Below are 20,515 nucleotides of genomic sequence, written 5' to 3' on the forward strand. Positions count from 1 at the left end.
GCCCCCGCCAGCAAAGCCGCGAGCGCTTGGTCGGAGTTGCACGGATGCCCCGTGGGTAGCGGCTATCCTGCCTTTTGAGGGATGTACTTCTAGGGAGGTTCCGCGATGCGTGCGCTTACCTTGGGATGCCTGCTGGCGTTTTGCGCCGCGCTGCCTGCCCAGGCCCAGACAGTGGTTCCGCTCAAAGGGCAGAGCAGCCAGCAGATGCAGCAGGATATGGCCGATTGCAACGCGGCGGCGGCCAGCAGTTCCAGTTCCGATCCGCATGTCGGCGGACGGGTTCGCGGCGCGGCGAAGGGCGCGGCGGCCGGAGCCGTCGGCGCAGAAGTGCGCGGGCAGCAGCACGACGAACTCTACGACCGCGCCAGCGATGATGCCAAACAGCAGTACCGGCAGAACCGTGCCGGCGAAGTGGCGGCTGCCGGTGCGGCTGTCGGTGGCATGCGGCAGCGCCAGGAGCGTCGGCAGGATCGGCGCACCCAGAGTTCGGCTAGTGCCAGCGCCTATGGCGGTTGTATGCAGGGCCGGGGTTATCAGGTCAGTCCCTGAATTGCGGCGGTGGGTTGTCGAGATAAAAGAACCGCGATGGTGCACAGCCTGTCCGCAGTTTGCTGTGGGAAGCGGAATTATCCGGGATATCTCCCATCGACCTGGATGAAGAACGGAACGCCTATTCAGCAGCGGAATAGTCGGGCATATCGTCGCAGAGGCAACTGGAAAGCCGCCTGATTCGTTGTCTGAAAGATTTTTCGGAAGCTCGCTCAAGCGGACGAGCGGGAACGAAACTACCCGCCGCAAATGCGTGAAAGTGCGAAAAGGTCCACGTTCGAAACACTTTCGTTACGCGTGGTAACGAGCACCAAAATGGCTCTGCAGGCCCCGAAAAATGGCACTTTGTCCTGTTTGGTCATAGGGGCGCGGAGGGGATGAAAAAGTGCTTTTCAGCTGTAACTTTTGATTTATATACTCGGGAGCGCTGTCGCCCGTCGGCGTTATTCGAATTACCTTCCTACGTGCCATTCGGTGCGGGTTGGATGATAAGGAAAGCGTTCAGCCGGCGACTGCCGAAGTCCTCATTCCCGGGGGCCATCCAAAAATAATAGGCAAGTTGGAGAGTGTGGTAATGGCTGATCGTGAGGTCGGAACCGTCAAGTGGTTCAATGACGCCAAAGGTTATGGATTCATTCAACGCGATAGCGGTCCGGACGTTTTCGTTCACTACCGTGCCATTCGTGGCGATGGTCACCGCTCCCTGGTCGAAGGCCAGAAAGTGGAGTTCTCGGTGATCCAGGGTCAGAAAGGCCTCCAGGCGGAAGACGTCGCCAAGGTCTGAGCCCCCGAAAAAGCAAAGGCCCGTCCATTGGACGGGCCTTTGTTTTTAACGCCTTGTGCAAGCCAGGGTTCAGCCCGTGCGCCAGGTGATTTCCTCGACGCCCGCGGCGGTCACTTTCAGCCAGCGGTCCGCGTCTTCCTCGCCCTGATCCTCGCTCCAGCTGCCCGGTGCGCAGCGCACTTCCACGTCCAGCGCGGCGCAGGCATCGCGGGCGCAGGCGGCGTCGTCGTCCCATGGCGTACGGTCACTGTCCAGGAACAGGCTGTTCCACTTGCCGACGGCTTTCGGCAGCCAGGTCGCAGGGATGCCACCGGCGGTGCACTTGAGGGTTTCGCCCTGTTTGCGCCATTCGCTGCAAGGGCCAAGTGCTTTTTCCAGCCAGGCGCTGACGGCGGCCTGGTCGGCATCCTTGATGTAGATCTCGATATCCGGTTGGCGCATGGCGTCCTCGTCAGGGTTCTTGGCGTTGCAGCCAATCGTAGCGTACCGCGACCGTCACCTCGAAGGGCTCGGCGAGGATGCGTTCCCGCCGCTCGGCGTTGACCCGCCAGCCGTGGGGCGTCATCGCCAGCAGGTGCTCGCGGGCTTCGCGGGTTTCCAGCGGCAGCTTGAAGCTCAGTTGTTCGGTGTGCGCCAGCTTCAGTTCTTCAGGTAGATCGGCGAGGTGCTTGTCTTCGACGTATTCGCGCACTTCGTCGTACAGGCGTTCGCGCAGTTCCAGCAGGTGGTCGCGTGCCGGGCCCAGGCGCAGCACGCCGCCTCCGGAAGTCAGCAGGCGTGTGGCTTCCCTCCAGTCGATTGGGCTGAACACGCTGGCCAGCAACTGGCAGGAAGCATCGGCCAGCGGCACGCGGGCCATGCTGGCGACCATCCAGGTCAGTTGCAGGGCGCGCTTGCAGGCGCGTTTGACGGCCTCGCGGGAGATATCCAGCGCATAGCCGTCGGCCTGCGGCAGGGCTTCGCCCAGCTGTGCGGTGTAGTAACCCTCGCCGCAACCGATATCCAGCCAGCGCCCTGGAGCACGCTCGGCAGCCAGTTCGGCCAGGCGCCTGGCCAGCGGCGCATAGTGCCCGGCGCCGAGGAAATAGCGGCGCGCCTCGACCATGGCGGCGTTATCGCCTGGATCGAGGCTCTTCTTGTGCTGTACCGGCAGCAGGTTCAGGTAGCCCTGGCGTGCGCGGTCGAAGCGGTGCCCGGCGGGGCAGGCCACGCCGTTGTCGACTTCGGTGAGTGCCTCGCGGCACAGCGGACAGATCAGCATCACTTCTTCCCCGGTCCCAGCGGCTGGGGCAGGTCGTTGCGCAGCACGGTAGGCAGCGAGCGGCGGCGCTGGGCAATCTGGTACACGCGCAAGGAATAGCGGCGCTCGGCAGCTGGCGCGGGCGGCGGGGTGTCGGGCTGGATGGCGCCCAGGCAAAAGCCTTTGTTCGGTCCAGTCATGCCAGCAGTCGCACCAGGGTCTGGTAATAGATTTCGGTCAGCACATCGAGGTCGCTGGCCAGTACACGTTCGTCCACCTGGTGAATGGTGGCGTTGACAGGGCCGAGTTCGACCACCTGGGTGCCCATGGTGGCGATGAAGCGGCCATCAGAGGTGCCGCCGGAGGTCGACGGCGTGGTCTCGCGGCCGGTGACCGCGCGGATCGCCGCCGCCACGCCATCGAGCAGCTCACCCGGCTGGGTGAGGAAGGGCAGGCCGGACAGCGCCCAGTCGATGTGCCACTCCAGGCCGTGCTTGTCGAGGATCGCCGCGACGCGCTGCTGCAGGCCTTCCACGGTGGATTCGGTGGAGAAGCGGAAGTTGAAGATCACCTTCAGGTCGCCCGGGATCACGTTGGTCGCGCCGGTGCCGCCGTTGATGTTGGAGATCTGGAAACTGGTCGGCGGGAAGTAGTCGTTGCCGTTGTCCCAGTGCTCGGCGGCGAGTTCGGCGAGGGCCGGGGCGGCGAGGTGGATCGGGTTCTTTGCCAGGTGCGGGTAGGCCACGTGGCCCTGCTTGCCGCGCACGCTCAGGGTGGCGCCGAGGGAGCCGCGGCGACCGTTCTTGACGATGTCGCCCACCAGGGTGGTGCTCGACGGCTCGCCGACGATGCACCAGTCCAGGCGCTCGTTGCGGGCCTTGAGGCGCTCGACCACGGCCTTGGTGCCGTGATGGGCGGGGCCTTCCTCGTCGCTGGTGATCAGGTAGGCGATGCTGCCGCGGTGGTCGGGGTGGTCGGCGACGAAGCGCTCGGTGGCGATGATCATCGACGCCAGGCTGCCTTTCATGTCCGCCGCGCCGCGGCCGCAGAGCATGCCGTCGGCGTCGATCAGGGCGTCGAACGGCTGGTGCTGCCAGGCCTGCTCGGGGCCGGTGGGCACTACGTCGGTGTGGCCGGCGAAGCACAGCACCGGGCCATTGGCGCCGTCGCGGCCCTGGCGCAGGGCCCAGAAGTTATCCACATCCTCGATGCGCATGGGCTCCAGGGCGAAACCGCAGGCGTCCAGGCGTTGCATCATCAGCTGCTGGCAGTCGGCATCGACCGGTGTGACGGAGGGACGGCGAATCAGCTCGCAGGCGAGGGCCAGTGTCGGCGAGAGGGACATTGAGGGCATCCTGGGGGTGGAACGGAAAAAGGCGCCCATCTTAAAGCAAAAACGCCGGCGTTTGGCCGGCGTTCTCGGGAGTGGATCAGCGGTACGGCTCATCTTGTAGGAGCGAGCTTGCTCGCGAACGCTTTTGCCTGCTGCCGAGGCGCCAGGCTTGTTCGCGAGCAAGCTCGCTCCTACGGGCCTTGCATCAGCTGGCCGGCGCGACGTCCGCTGCGGGCGCCTCCTGGGCCTTGGGCGCGGCGGACAGCAGCGCCATTACCAGTGCGGCGAGGTAGGGCAGCGACTGCACCAGCAGCATGGCCACCCAGAACATCATGTCGCGGCTCGGTACGCCCTGCACCAGCACGATGCCCAGTGCGGCGCCCCACAGCAGCAGCATGATGAAGACCTCCTCGCGCGCCTCTGCCAATGCCACCAGCAGGCCGTGGTTGGAGGCCATCTTCGGTGTGCGGAAGAACGGGATGGTCTTGGTGAACGCCCCGTAGAGCACCGCCTTGGCGATGGTGTGCGACAGCGCGAGGCCCGCCACCGCCGCCTGGAACGAGCGCAGCAGGTCCACGCCCACGGCGCGGCGGTAGAGGAACATGATCTTGCCGAACTTGAAGAAGAACAGCGCCAGCGGCGGGATGGCGAAGATCAGCAGCGGCGGATCGACCCGCTTGGGCACGATGATCATCGCCGAGGACCAGAGCAGCGCGCCGACAGTGAAGAAGATGTTCATGCCGTCGGCGATCCACGGCAGCCAGCCGGCGATGAAGTGGTAGCGCTGGCCGAGGGTCAGCTTGCTGTCCTTGCCCTGGAACAGGGCGCGGGCGTGGCCCTTCATGATCTGGATCGCGCCATAGGCCCAGCGGAAGCGCTGCTTCTTGTAGTCGATGAAGGTGTCGGGCATCACGCCCTTGCCGAAGCTCTGGTGCGAGTAGGCGGCCGAATAGCCTTTCTCGAACACCCGCAGGCCCAGTTCGGCGTCCTCGCAGATGGTCCAGTCGGCCCACTTGAGTTCGTCCATCACGGTCCGGCGGATCATGGTCATGGTGCCGTGCTGGATGATCGCATCGCGATCGTTGCGAGTGACCATGCCGATGTGGAAGAAGCCCTTGTACTCGGCGTAGCAGAGCTTCTTGAAGACGTTTTCCTCGCCGTCGTGGTAGTCCTGCGGGGACTGCACCACGGCGATCTTCGGATCACTGAAATGCGGCACCATCTGCTTGAGCCAGTTCGGCTCGACGCAGTAGTCGGCGTCGATCACCGCCACCACTTCGACGTCCGGTGCGGTGTGCGGCAGGATGTAGTTCAGCGCGCCGCCCTTGAAGCCGGCCAGGGGCGCGACGTGGAAGAAGCGGAAGCGCGGGCCGAGGACTTCGCAGTAGTCGCGCACCGGTTCCCAGACCGCCGGGTCCTTGGTGTTGTTGTCGATGATCAGGACTTCGAAGTCCGGATAGTCGAGCCTGGAAAGCGCATCCAGGGTCTTCTTCATCATCTCCGGCGGTTCGTTGTAGCAGGGCACGTGCACCGAGACCTTGGGGCGATAGCCGGTATCGGTCAGCACCGGGTCGAACGGCCGGCGGCGCTTGCGCACCCACACAGTCTCGGCCAGTTCGTGGGCCTCGGTGAGCAGGACGATGAACACGCCCAGCGCGCCGATGCCCAGCAGGCCGCCGACGGTCAGGCTGAACCAGGTGCTGTATTGCTGGCTGTAGTCGTAGGCGATCCACACTAGCACCGAGCCGCCAGCAAAGGCGACCACAGTGAGGAAGGTCCGCCCGCGCTGGCGCAGGGCGCTGCCGTCGATCATCAGCAGGGTCAGGGCAAGCAGCGCCATCACCACCGAGGCGACCGCCAGAGCACGCCATTGCGGGATGTTCACCACCGGCCCGGTGAAGTTGAACTTGGGCTGGCGCTGGGCGTTATACACGCCCCAGTAGGCACCCACCGAGCCTTCGTCGCCGACTTTCCAGGGCTGGTCGAAGGCCTCGACGACGAAGTAGTTGTAGCCCCGCTTGTTCAGCGCATTGGTCAGCGTGCGCAGGTAGATGGCCTGGTCCGCCTGGGTGGCGTCGGCGCCGCCGCGCATGCGGCCGTTGCTCGGCCAGCCGACTTCGGCCAGCAGCAGCGGCTTGCGCGGGAACTTGGCGCGCAGCTCCTTGGCGCGCTCGAGGACGAACGGCACGGCGTTGTCCATCGGCGTGTATTCCCAGTACGGCAGCACGTGGGCGGCGATCAGGTCGACGTGCTTGGCCATCTCCGGGTATTTCTCGTAGATGTGCCATTGCTCGGCAGTCGTCACCGGTACCTTCACCGCCTTGCGAACTCGGTCCAGGTAGGCGGTGAGTTGCTCGACGGTGACCTCGCGGCGGAACAGCGCCTCGTTGCCGACGATGACCCGCACGACACTGCGCGAGTTGTTGGCGATCTCGATGCCGCGCTCGATTTCGGCCTCGTTCTCGGCCTCGTCCGGGCCGATCCAGATACCGAGGCTGACACGCATGCCGAGCTCTTCCGCCAGGCGCGGGATGTCGGCCAGTGAGCCCTTCACCGAGTAGGTGCGGATGTTGTCGGTGTTCTTGGAGACCAGTTCCAGGTCCGAGCGGATCTCATCGTCGCTGGGGAACTGGTCCTTCTGCGGATTCTGGTTCAGGCGGAAGGGCGAGAAGGAGAATCCGGAAATGCTTTCCGGCCAGTCGGGAACGCTGACCGGGCGGTTGTAGAGAGCCCAGAAGCCGGTGAAGAGTGCCGCGAGGGCGACGAAAACCACCAGGTTGAGGCCGAACTTGCGTGAAGACATGGTGCGATCGGGTTCCAAAGGGTGGAACGGGGAGGGGCCGGGACAGTCTCCGCGGGAGACTCTTCGGTCGGGGCGCATCCTACCCCGCACTCCGGGGGCTGTACAGGTTGCCGGCACCGTCCGCCGAGACGGCGAGCGTGGGCATTTTCCGACAGTTTAGAATGTGTGGCAGGCGCGTGGCTGAGACTGCGGCAATCCGGCTTTGTTGCAAGCCTGCCAAGGCCGGTCGTTATAGGTGACCGGTCGTTATAGAATGCCGGCCGTTTCGAGATGAGGTGTGGGCGATGCAACTGGATGAACAGCGTTTCGGCGGAATCGCGCGGCTTTACGGCCGTGAGGGCCTGGAGCGTCTGGCGGCCAGCCATGTGGCGGTGGTCGGGATCGGCGGCGTGGGCTCCTGGGCGGCCGAGGCCCTGGCGCGCAGCGGCGTGGGTGAGATTTCCCTGTTCGATCTCGATGACGTCTGCGTCACCAACACCAATCGCCAGGTGCATGCGCTGGACGGCGCCGTGGGCAAGCCCAAGGTCGAGGTCATGGCCGAGCGCCTGAAGGCAATCAATCCCGGCATCGTCGTACACGCTGTAGCCGATTTCGTTACCCGTGAAACCATGGCGGACTACATCACCCCGGAGCTGGATTGCGTGATCGACTGCATCGACAGCGTCGCCGCCAAGGCAGCGCTGATCGCCTGGTGCAAGCGCCGCAAGCTGCAGATCATCACCACCGGTGGCGCGGGCGGGCAGGTCGATCCGACGCAGATCCAGGTCGCCGACCTGAACAAGACGTTCAACGACCCGCTGGCCGCCAAGGTCCGTTCCATGCTGCGCCGCGACTACAACTTCTCGCGCACGCCGGGCCGGCACTACAGCGTGCAGTGCGTGTTTTCCACCGAGCAGCTGCGCTATCCAAAGCCGGACGGCACGGTGTGCCAGTCGAAGAGTTTTGTCGGCGAGGGCGTGAAGCTGGACTGCGCCGGCGGTTTCGGCGCGGTGATGATGGTCACGGCGACCTTCGGCATGGTCGCGGCGGCGCGGGCGGTGGACAAGATCGTCGCCGGGGCGCGGCGGCCTTCGGAGCGTTCCGCAGGCTAGGCGCTTTTGTAGGACCGAGGGGCGCCTAGCCCTTGCTCGCGAACGCTTCGGCTGGATGCCTCGGTGTCGGGTAGGGTCGCGAGCAAGCTCGCTCCTACGAAAAACAGGTGCTCAGTCGCTGACCAGCTCCTGCATGCGCTTCAGGACTGCGTTGAGTCCGTTACTGCGCGACGGCGAGAGTTGCCGGCCCAGGCCCAGCTGATTGAACCAGTCGGGCAGGTCGATGGCAGACAGCTCGTCCACCGGCAAGCCTTCCACCCGTACCAGCAGCAACGCCAGCAACCCGCGCAGCAGGCGCGCATCGCTGTAGGCGCGGAAATGCCAGCGGCCATCCCGCGAGTCAGCCAGCAGCCAGACATTGCTCTCGCAGCCCTGCACGCGGTGCTCGTCACTGCGCTCGGTTTCGCTCAACGGCTCCAGGCGTTCGCCCCATTGCATCAGCAGGCGTGCCCGTTGCTCCCAGCCCTGCAAGGCGGTGAAGGCCTGCAGTGCCTCGGCGGCCGCGGCGGGCAGGCTCATCGCAGCAACTCCAGGGCGCTGTCCAGCGCGGTGAAGAAACGCTCCAGGTCGGCACTGTCGTTGTAGAGGCCAAGGGAGACCCGCAGGGCACCGGCCACGTCGAGGGTCTTCATCAGCGGCATGGCGCAGTGGTGCCCGGCGCGCACGGCAATGCCCTGTTCGGTGAGTAGATGGCCGAGGTCGGCCACATGCACGCCCTCGACCACGAAACTGGCCAGCGCCACTTCCGGTTCCCCCAGCACGCGCACGCCATCACGGGCGCGCAGGCCGGCGAGCAGGCGGGCGTGGAGGAAATCCTCGTGGGCGCTGACTTCGGCGCTGTCCTGGGCGGCCAGCCACTGCAGCGTGGCGCCAAGGGCGATCACCGGGCCTATGGGCGGGGTGCCGGCCTCGAAGCCCATCGGGGCGCTGTGGAACTGTGCATCGAAGTAGTCCGCGACGCGCACCATCTCGCCGCCGAATTGCCAGTGCGCCAGTCGCTCCAGCGACTCCGGGCGGCCCCAGAGCAGGCCGAGGCCTTCCGGGCCGTAAAGTTTGTGGCTGGAGCAGACATAGAAATCACAGCCGAGTGCCGACAGGTTGTGCCGGCCGTGGACAACGCCCTGGGCGCCGTCCACCACGGCCAACGCGCCGTGCTGCCGAGCCATCTGCAACAGCTCCGGCAGCGGTTGCCAGGTGCCAAGCACGTTGGACAGCTGGCTGACGGCAAGCAGGCGCGTGCGCGGGCCGATCAGGCTGGCGGCGCGGTTCAGGTCGATGCGGCCGTCACTGTCCAGCGGCAGGATCACCAGTTTCAAGCCGCGACGCTTGGCCAGTTGCTGCCAGGGCAGCAGGTTGGCGTGGTGCTCCAGGGCGCTGACGACGATCTCGTCACCACTGTGGAAGTCCGCCTCCAGTCCGTAGGCCAGCAGGTTCAGGGCTTCGGTGGCGCCACGGGTGAAGATGATCTGCGCCGGGCTGCCGCCATTGAGCCAGTTGGCGGCCAGGCCGCGGGTCGCTTCGAAGGCGCGGGTGGCGCGCTCGCCGGGCAGGTGCTGGGCGCGGTGTACGTTGGCGGCGCCACTGGCGTAGTAGCCGGCGAGTGCATCGATCATGGCGCACGGCTTCTGCGCGGTGGCGGCGCTGTCGAGGTAGGTCTGGCCTTCGGCCTCGAAGGCGGCGAGGGCCGGGAAGTCGGAGCGCCAGGGCGAGGGAATGGACATGGGCGTGCGGCCGGTTGCGGAAAAAGTAAAACGGGGGCCGCAGCCCCCGCTTCTCCAAGCTTAGTGCTTACCCCGCATCAGCGGGGCGCCCAGCTTAGTTGTGCGCGTGCAGCGCTTCGTTCAGCTCGATCGCGGTCTTGTTGGTCTTGCACTCGACAGCGCCGGTCTGGGAGTTGCGGCGGAACAACAGGTCGGCCTGGCCGGCCAGGTCGCGGCCCTTGACCACTTTCACCAGGGCGTTCTGGTCGTCCAGTACGGCGATCTTGGTGCCAGCGGTGACGTACAGGCCGGCTTCGACGATGTTGCGGTCGCCCAGCGGGATGCCGATGCCGGCGTTGGCGCCGATCAGGCAGCCTTCGCCGACGCTGATGACGATGTTGCCGCCGCCGGACAGGGTGCCCATGGTGGAGCAGCCGCCGCCCAGGTCCGAGCCCTTGCCGACGAACACGCCAGCGGAGACGCGGCCTTCGATCATGCCCGGGCCCTGGGTGCCGGCGTTGAAGTTGACGAAGCCTTCGTGCATCACGGTGGTGCCTTCACCGATGTAGGCGCCCAGGCGAACGCGGGCGGTGTCGGCGATGCGTACGCCGGCCGGGACCACGTAGTCGGTCATCTTCGGGAACTTGTCGACGGAGAAGACTTCCAGCAGTTTGCCCTTCAGGCGCGCTTCCAGTTGCAGCTCGGCCAGTTCGGCCAGGTCGACGGCGCCCTGGTTGGTCCAGGCCACGTTCGGCAGCAGCGGGAAGATGCCGGTCAGATTCAGGCCGTGCGGCTTGACCAGGCGATGGGACAGCAGGTGCAGCTTCAGGTACGCCTCCGGGGTGGAGCTGGGGGCGGCGTCTTCGGCCAGCAGGGTGGCAACCAGCGGCTTCTGGCTTTCGGCCAGGCGGTTGAGCAGCGCGGCCTGGGCGGCGTCAACGGTCTCGACGGCGTCGGCCAGCTGGTAGGCCTGGTGGGCGGTGAAGGCAATCGCCTGGTTGCCGCCTTCATAGTTCAGCAGCGGGCTGATGGCTGCGACCAGTTCGGCGCTGGGGTTGAGCAGCGGCTGCGCGTAGAAGACTTCCAGCCAGTTGCCCTGGCGGTTCTGGGTGCCGACACCGAAAGCGATGCTGAACAGGGATTTCGACATGAGGGGGATTCCTTGAAAGAGATTCTCGAAGAATGAATTCGGTCAGGCCGGACGGCGGCTGAGCAGCAGGCCCAGCCCGGCGCTGCCCAGCAGCGCGGCACAACCACGGTTGAACAGGCGCCGTGCGCGTGCGCCGGCGAGCAGCTTGCCGAGGCGGACCCCGGCGAGCCCGTAAAGGGCGATGGCCAGCCATTCCAGCAGCAGGAAGGCAGCGCCGAGTTGGGCGAACTGGGCGCCCACGGCCTGACGCGGATCGACGAACTGCGGCAGGAAAGCGGTGAAGATGAGGATCGCCTTGGGGTTGCCGGCGGCCACCCAGAACTCCTGGCGGGCCAGGCGCCACAGGCTGGTGGCGGTAGCCGGGGCGCCATCGACGGACAGGCTCGCTGTCGGCGCGCGCCAGAGTTGCACGGCCAGCCACAGCAGGTAACCGGCGCCCACCAGCTTGATCGCCAGGAACAGCCAGGCCGAGGCCTGCAGTACCAGCGCCAGGCCGGAGGCGGCCAGGGCCAGCATGCCGGCGAAGGCGACCAGCCGTCCGCCACCGGCTAGGGTGGCGCGCAGCAGGCCGAAGCGCGCGGCATTGTTCAGCGACAGCAGGTTGTTCGGTCCCGGCGCCAGGTTCAGGGCGAAGCAGGCGGGGAGGAACAGGGCCCAGGCGATGCTCATCGTCCTGCGACTCAGGCCAGGGCGGCGGCGTAGAGATCGGGCTTGAAGCCGACCAGGGTGCGATCACCCAGGTCCAGCACCGGGCGCTTGATCATCGACGGCTGCGCCACCATCAGTTCGATGGCCTTGGCCTGGTCGATATCGGCCTTCTGCGCGCCGTCGAGCTTGCGGAACGTGGTGCCGGCACGGTTCAGGACAGTCTCCCAGCCATGCTCGTTGCACCATTGCTCCAGGTGCGCGCGGTCTATTCCGCTAGTCTTGTAGTCGTGGAAGGCGTAGTCGACGCCATGTTCTTCCAGCCAGGTACGGGCCTTCTTCATGGTGTCGCAGGCTTTGATTCCATACAGCGTCCGCTCGCTCACGGGGCGCTACTCCTTTTCGATGCTTTTTCAGGCGCGGGATTATGCCATTTCCCAGCGCCTTGCGGGACGCCGCCGGGAGGCCGGCGTGTTGCAACAGTTTTTTGCCCGAAGCGTGGCTGATCTGCGCCGCGATGGGTGTTTCAATGGATGGCTGTGTTGGAGTTCGACGATGCAAACCGTTTACACCGTGTTGATCCTGCTGCTGGTCGTGGGGGGAACCCGGCTCGCCGCTCAACTGATCCCGCTGCCCCTGCCGCTGATCCAGATCGTTGCCGGCGCCATGCTCGCCTGGCCGAGCCTGGGGCTGCACGTGGCGCTCGATCCCGAGCTGTTCATGTTCCTGTTCATCCCGCCGCTGCTGTTCGCCGATGGCTGGCGCATGCCCAAGGGCGAATTCTGGAAGATGCGCTGGCCGATCCTCACCCTGGCCTTCGCCCTGGTGCTGTTCACCGTGCTCGGCGGTGGCGTCTTCATCCACCTGCTGATTCCCGAGATACCCTGGGCTGCCGCCTTCGCCCTGGCGGCGGTGCTGTCGCCGACCGATGCGCTGGCGGTCTCGGCCATCGCCCAGGACCGCCTTCCCAGGCGCCTGATGCACGTGTTGCAGGGCGAGGCGTTGATGAACGACGCCTCCGGCCTGGTCGCCTTCAAGTTCGCCATCGCTGCTGCCATGACCGGTACCTTCTCGCTGATGGATGCCAGCCTGAGCTTCCTGCTGGTGGCGGTTGGCGGGCTGGCCTGCGGGGTGTTCATCAGCTGGCTGCTGGGGCGCATTCGCGCCTGGATGATCCGTCGCGGCTGGGATGATCCGGCGACCCACGTGGTACTGATGCTGCTGTTGCCCTTCGCCTGCTACATGATCGCCGAGGAGCTGGGGGTTTCCGGCATCCTGGCGGCGGTGGCGGCCGGCATGATGCAGAGCTGGGCCGACCTGCTGCCGCGGCAGACCAACACGCGCCTGCTCAACCGCAGCGTCTGGTCGATGCTCGAGTTCGCCTTCAACGGCGTGGTGTTCCTGCTGTTGGGCTTGCAGTTGCCGGACATCCTGAAATCGGTCTCCCACCATGCCGATGACGTGATGTGGCGCTCGTCGCTGCTGCTGTTCTACGTGCTGGCGGTGTTCACCGTGCTGATCCTGCTGCGTTTCGGCTGGGTCTGGTGCTACTGGAAGGTGTCGGTGCGCTTCGAGCAGTGGTGGGGGATAGAGCTGGGCGGTCGTTCGGGCGAGCCGGTGCTGCGGTTGTCGGCAATCTCGGCGCTGGGCGGCGTGCGTGGGGCGGTGACGCTGGCCGGTGTGCTCTCGGTACCGCTGCTGTTGCTCGATGGTTCGGCCTTCCCGCAGCGCGACCTGATCATCTTCATTGCCACCGGGGTGATCCTGGTGTCGCTGATCGCCGCCACTATTGGCCTGCCGATCCTTCTGCGCGGATTGCCGGCAGCCAGCAATGACCAGCGCGAGCGCGAAGTACAGTCGGTGTGGCGCAAGACCGCGGCGGCGGCCATCCACATGCTGGAAGGCGAGGAAATGCCCACTCGCGACGGCGCGGATGCCGACGAAGCGGCGCGCCTGACTGAGGTGAAGGCGCGACTGATGGCCGAGTATCGCCACGAACTGGACCCGGCGCCGGACTCCCAGGAGGCCCGCGAGCGCGCTCGCAGCCTGGAACTGGCCGATCAGGCGCTGCGCATCAAGGCGCTGCGCGCGCAGCGCCTGGAGCTTTACCGCATGCGGCGTGAGCATGAAATCGATGACGAGACCATGCGCGAGGTGCTGGGCGAGCTGGACAGCCAGGAAGCCTGGGTGACCAGCAAGGCGGGGCGCTGGGTGTAGTGGTGTTCTTGTAGGACCGAGAGGACTAGGCGTCCTCTCGGTCCTACAGGGTGTACAGCCTCAGAGGCTCTGTACGTACTGCTTGATCCGCTCGGCTGCTTCCACGCACTCGGCCAGCGGAGCCACCAGCGCCATGCGCACGCGGTTGGCGCCAGGATTCTCGCCGTTCACTTCGCGCGACAGATACGAACCCGGCACCACGGTGACGTGCTGTTGGTCGAACAGGCCGCGGCAGAACTCGGTGTCGGCTACCGGCGTTTTCGCCCACAGGTAGAAGCTGCCGTCCGGGCGCTGCACGTCGAGCACGCCGCCGAGGATGTCCAGCACGGCGTCAAACTTCTCGCGGTACAGGTCGCGGTTGGCGCGCACGTGGTCCTCGTCCTTCCAGGCTGCGACGCTGGCCAGTTGGGTCTGAACCGGCATGGCGCAGCCGTGGTAGGTGCGGTACAGGAGGAATTTCTTCAGCACCTCGGCATCGCCGGCGACGAAGCCCGAGCGCAGGCCCGGCAGATTGGAGCGCTTGGACAGGCTGTGGAACACCACGCAGCGCTTGAAGTCGTTGCGACCCAGTTCGGCGCAGGCGGTCAGCAGGCCGGCCGGTGGGTTCTGCTCGTCAAAGTACAGCTCGCTGTAGCACTCGTCGGCGGCGATCACGAAGTCGTGCTCGTCGGCCAGGGCGATCAGCTTCTTCAGGGTTTCCAGCGGCACCAGCGCACCGGTGGGGTTGCCCGGCGAGCAGAGGAAGAGGATCTGGCAGCGCGCCCAGATATCGGCCGGCACGGCGTCGAAGTCCGGATTGAAGCCGTTGTCTTCCAGGCACGGCAGGTAGTGCGGCTCGGCGCCGGCCAGCAGGGCCGCGCCTTCGTAGATCTGGTAGAACGGGTTCGGGCTGATCACCAGGCCCTTGGCGTTGCGGTCGACCACGGTCTGGGTGAAGGCGAACAGCGCTTCGCGGGTGCCGTTCACCGGCAGCACGTGGCGCGCAGCGTCCAGCCAGCCGGCCGGTACCTTGAAGCGGCGCTCGCACCAGGCGGCAATGGCTTCGCGCAGGGCGGGGATGCCCAGGGTGGTCGGATAGACGGCCAACTGGTCGAGGCTATCGGCCAGGGCCTTGGCGACGAACTCCGGCGAGCGGTGCTTGGGTTCGCCGATGGACAGCGCGATCGGCTTCAGCTCCGCCGGCGGCTGGGCGCCGGCCAGCAGGGCGCGGAGCTTCTCGAAGGGGTAGGGCTGGAGCGAGTCGAGGGCAGGATTCATGGGCAAGGCTCTTTCTTTCTAAAGTCTGACTAAATGCTGATGCGTACCGGCATGCTCTGCTGGCCGCCGTCGGAAAGGATATCGACCAGGGCGGTCTGGATGCGCTTGCACAGCTCGGGGTCGGAGAGTGGCTGGTTGTGCGCATCGGTGACGAAGAACACGTCTTCCACGCGTTCGCCCAGGGTGGCGATCTTGGCGTTCTGCACCGACAGGTCGAAGTCCAGGAACAGCCCGCCGATTCGCGCGAGCAGGCCGGGGCGGTCCGGCGCTATCACTTCGAGCACGCTGACCTGACGCGCCGCGTCGGTGGAAATGGTCACCTGCGGGTTGAAGGCGAAGTGCTTGAGCTGGCGTGGGACGCGGCGCTGGATGATGGTCGGGTACTCGTCCGGATCCTTCAATGCATTGACCAACCCCTCGCGAATTTCTTCGACTCGGGAGGGATTGTTGCCGATCGAGCCGCCATCTGCGTCGAGCACTATGTAGGTGTCGAGGGTGAACAGGCTGGTCGAGGTGATGATCCTCGCGTCCTGAATGTTCAGGTTGAGCTGGTCCATCGCGGCCACGGTCACGGCGAAGAAGTCATGCTGGTCGCCGGCATAGATGAAGATCTGCGTGCCACCCTCGAATTCGCGCTGGGCGGTCTCCTTGATCAGCACCAGCGGCGTGCCGTCGTCCGGGTGCTGGAGGATCGCCTCGGTATGCCAGGCGACGTCGGCCGCGGTATGGCGCAGGAAGTAGTCGTCGCCCAGCTGGCTCCAGAGCTGCTCGGCGTCGTCCTGGTCGATACCGCCGCGCACCAGGATGTCGATGGCCGCGCTCTGCGTCTGGCGAATCTGTTCCTCGCGGTCGACCGGGTTCTCCAGGCCGCGGCGCAGGGCGCGCTTGGTCTCGGTGTAGAGCTGGCGCAGCAGGCTGGCGCGCCAGGAGTTCCACAGGGTCGGGTTGGTGGCGTTGATGTCGGCCACGGTGAGCACGTAGAGGTAGTCCAGGTAGGTCTGGTTGCCCATCAGCTGGGCGAAATCGTAGATCACCTGCGGGTCGGACAGGTCCTTGCGCTGGGCCGTGGTCGACATGATCAGGTGGTTCTGCACCAGCCAGGACACCAGGTTGGTGTCCCACGGCGGCAACTGGTGGCGCTGGCAGAAGTGCTCAGCGTCGACCGCGCCCAGTTCCGAGTGGTCGCCGCCACGGCCCTTGGCGATGTCATGGTAGAGGCCGGCGATGTAGATCAGCTCGGGCTTGGGCAGGCGCTCCATGATCTTGCTGGCCAGCGGGTACTTCTCCGCCATGTCCGGGCGACGCAGCTTGCGCAGGTGCTTGATCAGGTTGAGGGTGTGCGCATCCACCGTATAGATGTGGAACAGGTCGTGCTGCATCTGCCCGACGATCAGGCCGAACTCCGGCAGGTAGCGGCCGAGGATGCCGTAGCGGTTCATCCGCCGCAGGTTGCGATGGATGCCTTCCTTGCACTTGAACAGCTCGATGAACAGGCTGGTGTTGCGGATGTCGTGGCGGAAGTCGTCGTCGATCAGGTGGCGGCTGTCGCGCAGCAGGCGGATCGTATCGGCGCGCACGCCCTTGATCTCGGGGTGCTGGGCGAGCAGCACGAAGATTTCCAGCAGGGCGAACGGGGTGCGCTTGAAGACGTTGGCGTGGGTGACTTCCAGGTAGCCGTCGCGCAGCTGGAAGCGGCTGTTGAGCGGCAGGATCTGGCCGTTCTCGCCGGCCCGCAGTATCACTTCCTCGAAGTGCTGCATGATCAGGTCGTTCAGCTCGGACACCGCCATCACCACGCGGTAGTACTTCTGCATGAAGCGCTCGACGGCCAGCTTGGCGTCGTTGCCTTCATAGCCGAGCATCCCGGCAATGCGCCGCTGATGGTCGAACAGCAGCCGGTCCTCGGCGCGGCCGGCGAGCATGTGCAGGGCGTAGCGGACCTTCCAGAGGAATTCCTGGCTGGAGGCCAGCACCGCGCATTCGCTCTCGACCAGGAACCCCTCGCGCACCAGGGCGTGCAGGTTGAGGCTGCCGAAATGCCGGCGGGCGACCCAGAGCAGCGTCTGGATGTCGCGCAGGCCGCCGGGCGAGCCCTTCACGTTGGGTTCGAGGTTGTATTCGGTGTCGTTGTATTTGGTGTGGCGGTGAATCTGTTCCTTGCGCTTGGCCAGGTAGAACTGGCCGCTGGGCCACATCTGCTTCGCGCTGGTGGCTTCGAGCATGCGCTGGCGCAGGCTGTCCGGGCCGGAAATGGTCCGGCACTCCATCAGGTTGGTGACCACGGTGAGGTCGGCGCGCGCTTCCTCGGCGCACTCGGCCACCGAGCGCACGCTCTGGCCGACTTCCAGGCCGATGTCCCAGAGCAGGGTGAGGAAGCCTTCGATGGGCTCGCGGAAGATTTCTTGGTCTTCGCTGTCCAGCAGGATCAGCAGGTCGATGTCCGAGTGCGGGTGCAACTCGCCGCGGCCATAGCCGCCCACGGCGACCAGCGCGATGTCGGCGTCGTCGCCCCAGTCGAAGCGATTCCAGGCCTGCTGCAGGATCTGGTCGACGAACCAGGCGCGGTCCTCGATCAGCCGGCGAATATCGCGGCCGCCGTTGAAGCGGCTATCCAGCACGTCGTTGGCCTGACGAATGGCCTTCTTGAAGGCGGCGATGGGGCTGGATTTGAGGGCCAGTTCCGCCTGGAACTGCCCACGGTCGAACAACTCGGGATCCACCTGCGGCATGGCGGCCTTCCTGATCAATGGCTTAGGGGAGGGCAGGGGCAAGAGGGCGGTCGGGCCTGGGCGCTTGGCGCCAGGCCCGGCAGCTGTGCCGGGCCGGGATTTCTATGTTCTACCCAGCCGTCGGCGAGATTGCAAACCGCTTCCGGTCAGGCCGGCGTGCGCGGGAAGCTTTCGTCGTTGCGCAGGGTCAGGATCTCGTAGCCGTCGGCGGTGACCAGCACGGTGTGCTCCCACTGCGCGGACAGCTTGCGGTCCTTGGTGATGGCGGTCCAGCCGTCGCCCAGCAGGCGGGTTTCCGGGCGGCCCTGGTTGATCATCGGTTCGATGGTGAAGATCATGCCTTCCTTGAGTTCCAGGCCGGTGCCGGCGCGGCCGTAGTGCAGCACCTGCGGCTCCTCATGGAACACCTTGCCGATGCCGTGGCCGCAATACTCGCGCACCACGGAGAAGCCGTTCTTCTCGGCATATTTCTGGATCACTTCGCCGATGTCGCCCAGGCGTGCACCCGGTTTGACCAGCGCAATGCCCTTGTACAGGCATTCCTGGGTGATCTGGCAGAGGCGGTCAGCCCATTCCGGGGTCTTGCCCACCGAGAACATCTTGCTGGTGTCGCCGTGGTAGCCGTCCTTGATGACGGTGACATCGATGTTGACGATGTCGCCTTCCTTGAGCGGCTTCTCGTTGGGAATGCCGTGGCACACCACGTGGTTGATCGAGGTGCAGATCGACTTGGGGAAGCCCTTGTAGTTCAGCGGCGCGGGAATGGCCTTCTGCACGTTGACGATGTAGTCGTGGCAGAGACGGTCCAGCTCATCGGTGGTGACGCCGGGCTTGACGTGTTCGCCGATCATTTCCAGCACTTCGGCGGCCAGGCGGCCGGCGACGCGCATTTTCTCGATGTCTTCGGGCGTCTTGATGGTGACGGTCATGCGACTTCTCTATCAGGCGCTGCGTACGCGCGGGTAAATAAGAGGAATACGCAAGTCTATCAGATTTGGTGCTCTTCTATTAAGCGCGGGCGGCCGACGGAGCTGCTCGAACGAGGCGGTGGGGGAGGTGCCGGGCGTCCTCCCGGGTTTTGTTCTGGGCGAGGTTGTGGTATAAAGCGCCCCGCTCCGGAGGCTACGGCCATTCCGGGGCATTAACCCACACATGCATCGACACGATGGCCTGGGTGCCCTGCGACACAGTCGAAGGGTTGGCCGTTGGGATGCATGGAGGCCTAACCCGACTTATCGAGGAACTATCATGTCCCAAGTCAATATGCGCGATATGCTGAAGGCCGGTGTGCACTTCGGCCACCAGACCCGTTACTGGAACCCGAAAATGGGCAAGTTCATTTTCGGCGCGCGCAACAAGATCCACATCATCAACCTCGAAAAAACCCTGCCGATGTTCAACGAGGCCCTGACCTTCGTTGAGCGCCTGGCCCAGGGCAAGAACAAGATCCTGTTCGTCGGCACCAAGCGTTCCGCTGGCAAGATCGTTCGTGAAGAAGCTGCCCGTTGCGGCATGCCGTACGTCGACCACCGTTGGCTGGGCGGCATGCTCACCAACTACAAGACCATCCGTCAGTCGATCAAGCGTCTGCGCGAGCTGGAAGTTCAGTCCCAGGACGGTACTTTCGCCAAGCTGACCAAGAAAGAAGCCCTGATGCGCAGCCGTGATCTGGAAAAACTGGATCGCAGCCTGGGCGGCATCAAGGACATGGGCGGCCTGCCGGACGCTCTGTTCGTTATCGACGTTGACCACGAGCGCATTGCTATCACCGAAGCCAACAAGCTGGGTATCCCGGTCATTGGCGTCGTCGATACCAACAGCAGCCCGGAAGGCGTTGACTATGTTATCCCGGGTAACGACGACGCCATCCGCGCCGTACAGCTGTACCTGGGCTCCATGGCCGAAGCCGTACTGCGTGGCAAGAACGCCGGTGGCGTGACTGCTGACGAGTTCGTCGAAGAAGCACCGGCCGAATCCGCCGAAGGCTGATTCCAGGACGTCCAGACGTCCTACGGTGAGCAGGAAGGGGGCTAGGCCCCCTTTTTGCCACCCCGAACATTCCGCCCGGGTATCCGGGCGATCTGGTTTTGAGAGCAACTCAAGAGGATTTCGAAATGGCAGAAATTACTGCAGCACTGGTCAAGGAACTGCGTGAGCGTACCGGCCAGGGCATGATGGAGTGCAAAAAGGCACTGGTAGCCGCTGAAGGCGACATCGAAAAAGCCATCGACGATATGCGCGCTTCCGGCGCCATCAAGGCTGCCAAAAAGGCTGGCAACATCGCCGCCGAAGGTGCCATCGCCGCCAAAGTGGCTGACGATGCCAAGTCCGCCACCATCATCGAAGTCAACTCGCAGACCGACTTCCTGGCCCTGCAGGACGACTTCAAGAACTTCGTGGCTGCCAGCCTGGAAAAGGCCGTTGCTCAGAAACTGACCGACGCTGCCCCGCTGATCGCCGAGCAAGAGCCGGCCCGTGAAGCCCTGGTTGCCAAGTGCGGCGAGAACGTCAACATCCGTCGTCTGGCTCGCGTAGAAGGTGACGTGGTGGGTGCTTACCTGCACGGCCACCGCATCGGCGTTCTGGTCACTCTGAAGGGTGGCAACGCTGAACTGGCTCGCGATATCGCCATGCACGTCGCTGCCAGCAACCCGCAGTTCCTCGATCCGTCGCAGGTTTCCGAAGAAGCTGTTGCCAAAGAGAAGGAAATCTTCCTCGCTCTGAACGCCGACAAGATCGCCGGCAAGCCGGAAAACATCGTCGAGAACATGGTCAAGGGCCGTATCTCGAAGTTCCTGGCCGAAGCCAGCCTGGTCGAGCAGGCGTTCGTCAAGGATCCGGAAGTCAAGGTCGGTGACCTGGCCAAGAAAGCCGGTGCTGAAATCGTTTCCTTCGTTCGCTTCGAAGTAGGCGAAGGCATCGAGAAAGTCGAAGCCGACTTTGCTGCCGAGGTTGCTGCTCAAGTAGCCGCTTCCAAGCAGTAATAGACAGTCTCACGACTGTCGCCCCGCAAGAGG

Annotated in this window: 19 protein-coding genes; 6 read left to right on the top strand and 13 right to left on the bottom strand. The window is 65.0% G+C overall.

The window, feature by feature from the left end:
• The first annotated feature begins 105 nt into the window (after positions 1–105).
• A complete protein-coding gene (locus RS899_RS03950) occupies positions 106–549 on the top strand; it encodes a YMGG-like glycine zipper-containing protein (RefSeq protein WP_024766717.1) in 444 nt (147 codons plus the stop codon).
• A 574-nt stretch (positions 550–1,123) separates the two neighbouring features.
• Entirely contained in the window at positions 1,124–1,333 is a 210-nt protein-coding gene (locus RS899_RS03955) for a cold-shock protein (RefSeq protein WP_015476243.1), read from the top strand.
• A 69-nt stretch (positions 1,334–1,402) separates the two neighbouring features.
• On the opposite strand, the gene RS899_RS03960 is transcribed toward RS899_RS03955, so the two are convergent.
• The 5 genes from RS899_RS03960 to RS899_RS03980 all read right to left on the bottom strand — a co-directional run bounded on the left by RS899_RS03960 (position 1,403) and on the right by RS899_RS03980 (position 6,709).
• Positions 1,403–1,774, bottom strand: coding sequence for a hypothetical protein (locus RS899_RS03960; protein WP_243778954.1), 372 nt, complete (start codon positions 1,772–1,774; stop codon positions 1,403–1,405).
• 10 nt (positions 1,775–1,784) lie between these two features.
• A complete protein-coding gene (locus tag RS899_RS03965) occupies positions 1,785–2,594 on the bottom strand; it encodes a putative RNA methyltransferase (RefSeq protein WP_315809151.1) in 810 nt (269 codons plus the stop codon).
• Positions 2,594–2,773 carry a hypothetical protein gene (locus tag RS899_RS03970; protein WP_024766714.1) on the bottom strand — a complete coding sequence of 60 codons (180 nt, stop codon included), beginning with the start codon at positions 2,771–2,773 and terminating at the stop codon, positions 2,594–2,596. The genes RS899_RS03965 and RS899_RS03970 overlap by 1 nt, the downstream gene beginning before the upstream one ends.
• Positions 2,770–3,927, bottom strand: coding sequence for a succinyl-diaminopimelate desuccinylase (gene dapE / locus RS899_RS03975; RefSeq protein WP_315809152.1), 1,158 nt, complete (start codon positions 3,925–3,927; stop codon positions 2,770–2,772). Before dapE ends, RS899_RS03970 begins: the two co-directional genes overlap by 4 nt.
• Positions 3,928–4,111: 184 nt before the next feature.
• On the bottom strand, positions 4,112–6,709 hold the full coding sequence (locus RS899_RS03980; RefSeq protein WP_315809153.1) for a glycosyltransferase: 2,598 nt from the start codon (positions 6,707–6,709) through the stop codon (positions 4,112–4,114).
• Positions 6,710–6,993: 284 nt separating this feature from the next.
• Here RS899_RS03980 and tcdA point away from each other — a divergent pair, with 284 nt between their 5' ends.
• Entirely contained in the window at positions 6,994–7,800 is an 807-nt protein-coding gene (gene tcdA / locus RS899_RS03985; protein ID WP_315809154.1) for a tRNA cyclic N6-threonylcarbamoyladenosine(37) synthase TcdA, read from the top strand.
• A gap of 111 nt (positions 7,801–7,911) precedes the next feature.
• Here the strand turns inward: tcdA and RS899_RS03990 are convergent, their stop codons facing one another.
• The 5 genes from RS899_RS03990 to RS899_RS04010 all read right to left on the bottom strand — a co-directional run bounded on the left by RS899_RS03990 (position 7,912) and on the right by RS899_RS04010 (position 11,639).
• The gene (locus RS899_RS03990) at positions 7,912–8,319 is read right to left on the bottom strand and encodes a SufE family protein (RefSeq protein WP_233298169.1); all 408 of its coding nucleotides are present in this window, start codon (positions 8,317–8,319) and stop codon (positions 7,912–7,914) included.
• Complete coding sequence (locus RS899_RS03995; protein ID WP_315809155.1) at positions 8,316–9,521, bottom strand: cysteine desulfurase; 1,206 nt, start codon at positions 9,519–9,521, stop codon at positions 8,316–8,318. The genes RS899_RS03990 and RS899_RS03995 overlap by 4 nt, the downstream gene beginning before the upstream one ends.
• Positions 9,522–9,615: 94 nt before the next feature.
• Positions 9,616–10,650 carry a 2,3,4,5-tetrahydropyridine-2,6-dicarboxylate N-succinyltransferase gene (gene dapD / locus RS899_RS04000; protein WP_045209996.1) on the bottom strand — a complete coding sequence of 345 codons (1,035 nt, stop codon included), beginning with the start codon at positions 10,648–10,650 and terminating at the stop codon, positions 9,616–9,618.
• Between the two features lie 42 nt (positions 10,651–10,692).
• Positions 10,693–11,319, bottom strand: a complete 627-nt coding sequence (locus RS899_RS04005) for a LysE family translocator (RefSeq protein WP_315809156.1) — start codon at positions 11,317–11,319, stop codon at positions 10,693–10,695.
• 11 nt (positions 11,320–11,330) lie between these two features.
• On the bottom strand, positions 11,331–11,639 hold the full coding sequence (locus tag RS899_RS04010) for an arsenate reductase (protein WP_315810398.1): 309 nt from the start codon (positions 11,637–11,639) through the stop codon (positions 11,331–11,333).
• Between the two features lie 211 nt (positions 11,640–11,850).
• Here RS899_RS04010 and RS899_RS04015 point away from each other — a divergent pair, with 211 nt between their 5' ends.
• Positions 11,851–13,512, top strand: coding sequence for a Na+/H+ antiporter (locus RS899_RS04015; RefSeq protein WP_315809157.1), 1,662 nt, complete (start codon positions 11,851–11,853; stop codon positions 13,510–13,512).
• Positions 13,513–13,572: 60 nt separating this feature from the next.
• On the opposite strand, the gene dapC is transcribed toward RS899_RS04015, so the two are convergent.
• The 3 genes from dapC to map all read right to left on the bottom strand — a co-directional run bounded on the left by dapC (position 13,573) and on the right by map (position 18,427).
• Complete coding sequence (dapC, locus tag RS899_RS04020; RefSeq protein ID WP_315809158.1) at positions 13,573–14,769, bottom strand: succinyldiaminopimelate transaminase; 1,197 nt, start codon at positions 14,767–14,769, stop codon at positions 13,573–13,575.
• A gap of 29 nt (positions 14,770–14,798) precedes the next feature.
• The gene (locus RS899_RS04025; protein ID WP_054908324.1) at positions 14,799–17,498 is read right to left on the bottom strand and encodes a [protein-PII] uridylyltransferase; all 2,700 of its coding nucleotides are present in this window, start codon (positions 17,496–17,498) and stop codon (positions 14,799–14,801) included.
• Between the two features lie 146 nt (positions 17,499–17,644).
• Positions 17,645–18,427 carry a type I methionyl aminopeptidase gene (gene map, locus RS899_RS04030; RefSeq protein ID WP_054908325.1) on the bottom strand — a complete coding sequence of 261 codons (783 nt, stop codon included), beginning with the start codon at positions 18,425–18,427 and terminating at the stop codon, positions 17,645–17,647.
• Positions 18,428–18,746: 319 nt separating this feature from the next.
• Between map and rpsB the strand changes: the two genes are divergently transcribed.
• Both rpsB and tsf read left to right on the top strand, forming a co-directional pair.
• Complete coding sequence (gene rpsB, locus RS899_RS04035; protein WP_054908326.1) at positions 18,747–19,487, top strand: 30S ribosomal protein S2; 741 nt, start codon at positions 18,747–18,749, stop codon at positions 19,485–19,487.
• Positions 19,488–19,612: 125 nt separating this feature from the next.
• Positions 19,613–20,482: a translation elongation factor Ts gene (gene tsf / locus RS899_RS04040; protein ID WP_054908327.1), complete on the top strand. Its 870-nt coding sequence runs from the start codon at positions 19,613–19,615 to the stop codon at positions 20,480–20,482.
• The last annotated feature ends 33 nt before the right edge of the window (positions 20,483–20,515 follow it).

This window comes from Pseudomonas sp. C9-3 (genome assembly GCF_032392015.1).
Taxonomy (GTDB): domain Bacteria; phylum Pseudomonadota; class Gammaproteobacteria; order Pseudomonadales; family Pseudomonadaceae; genus Pseudomonas; species Pseudomonas nitroreducens.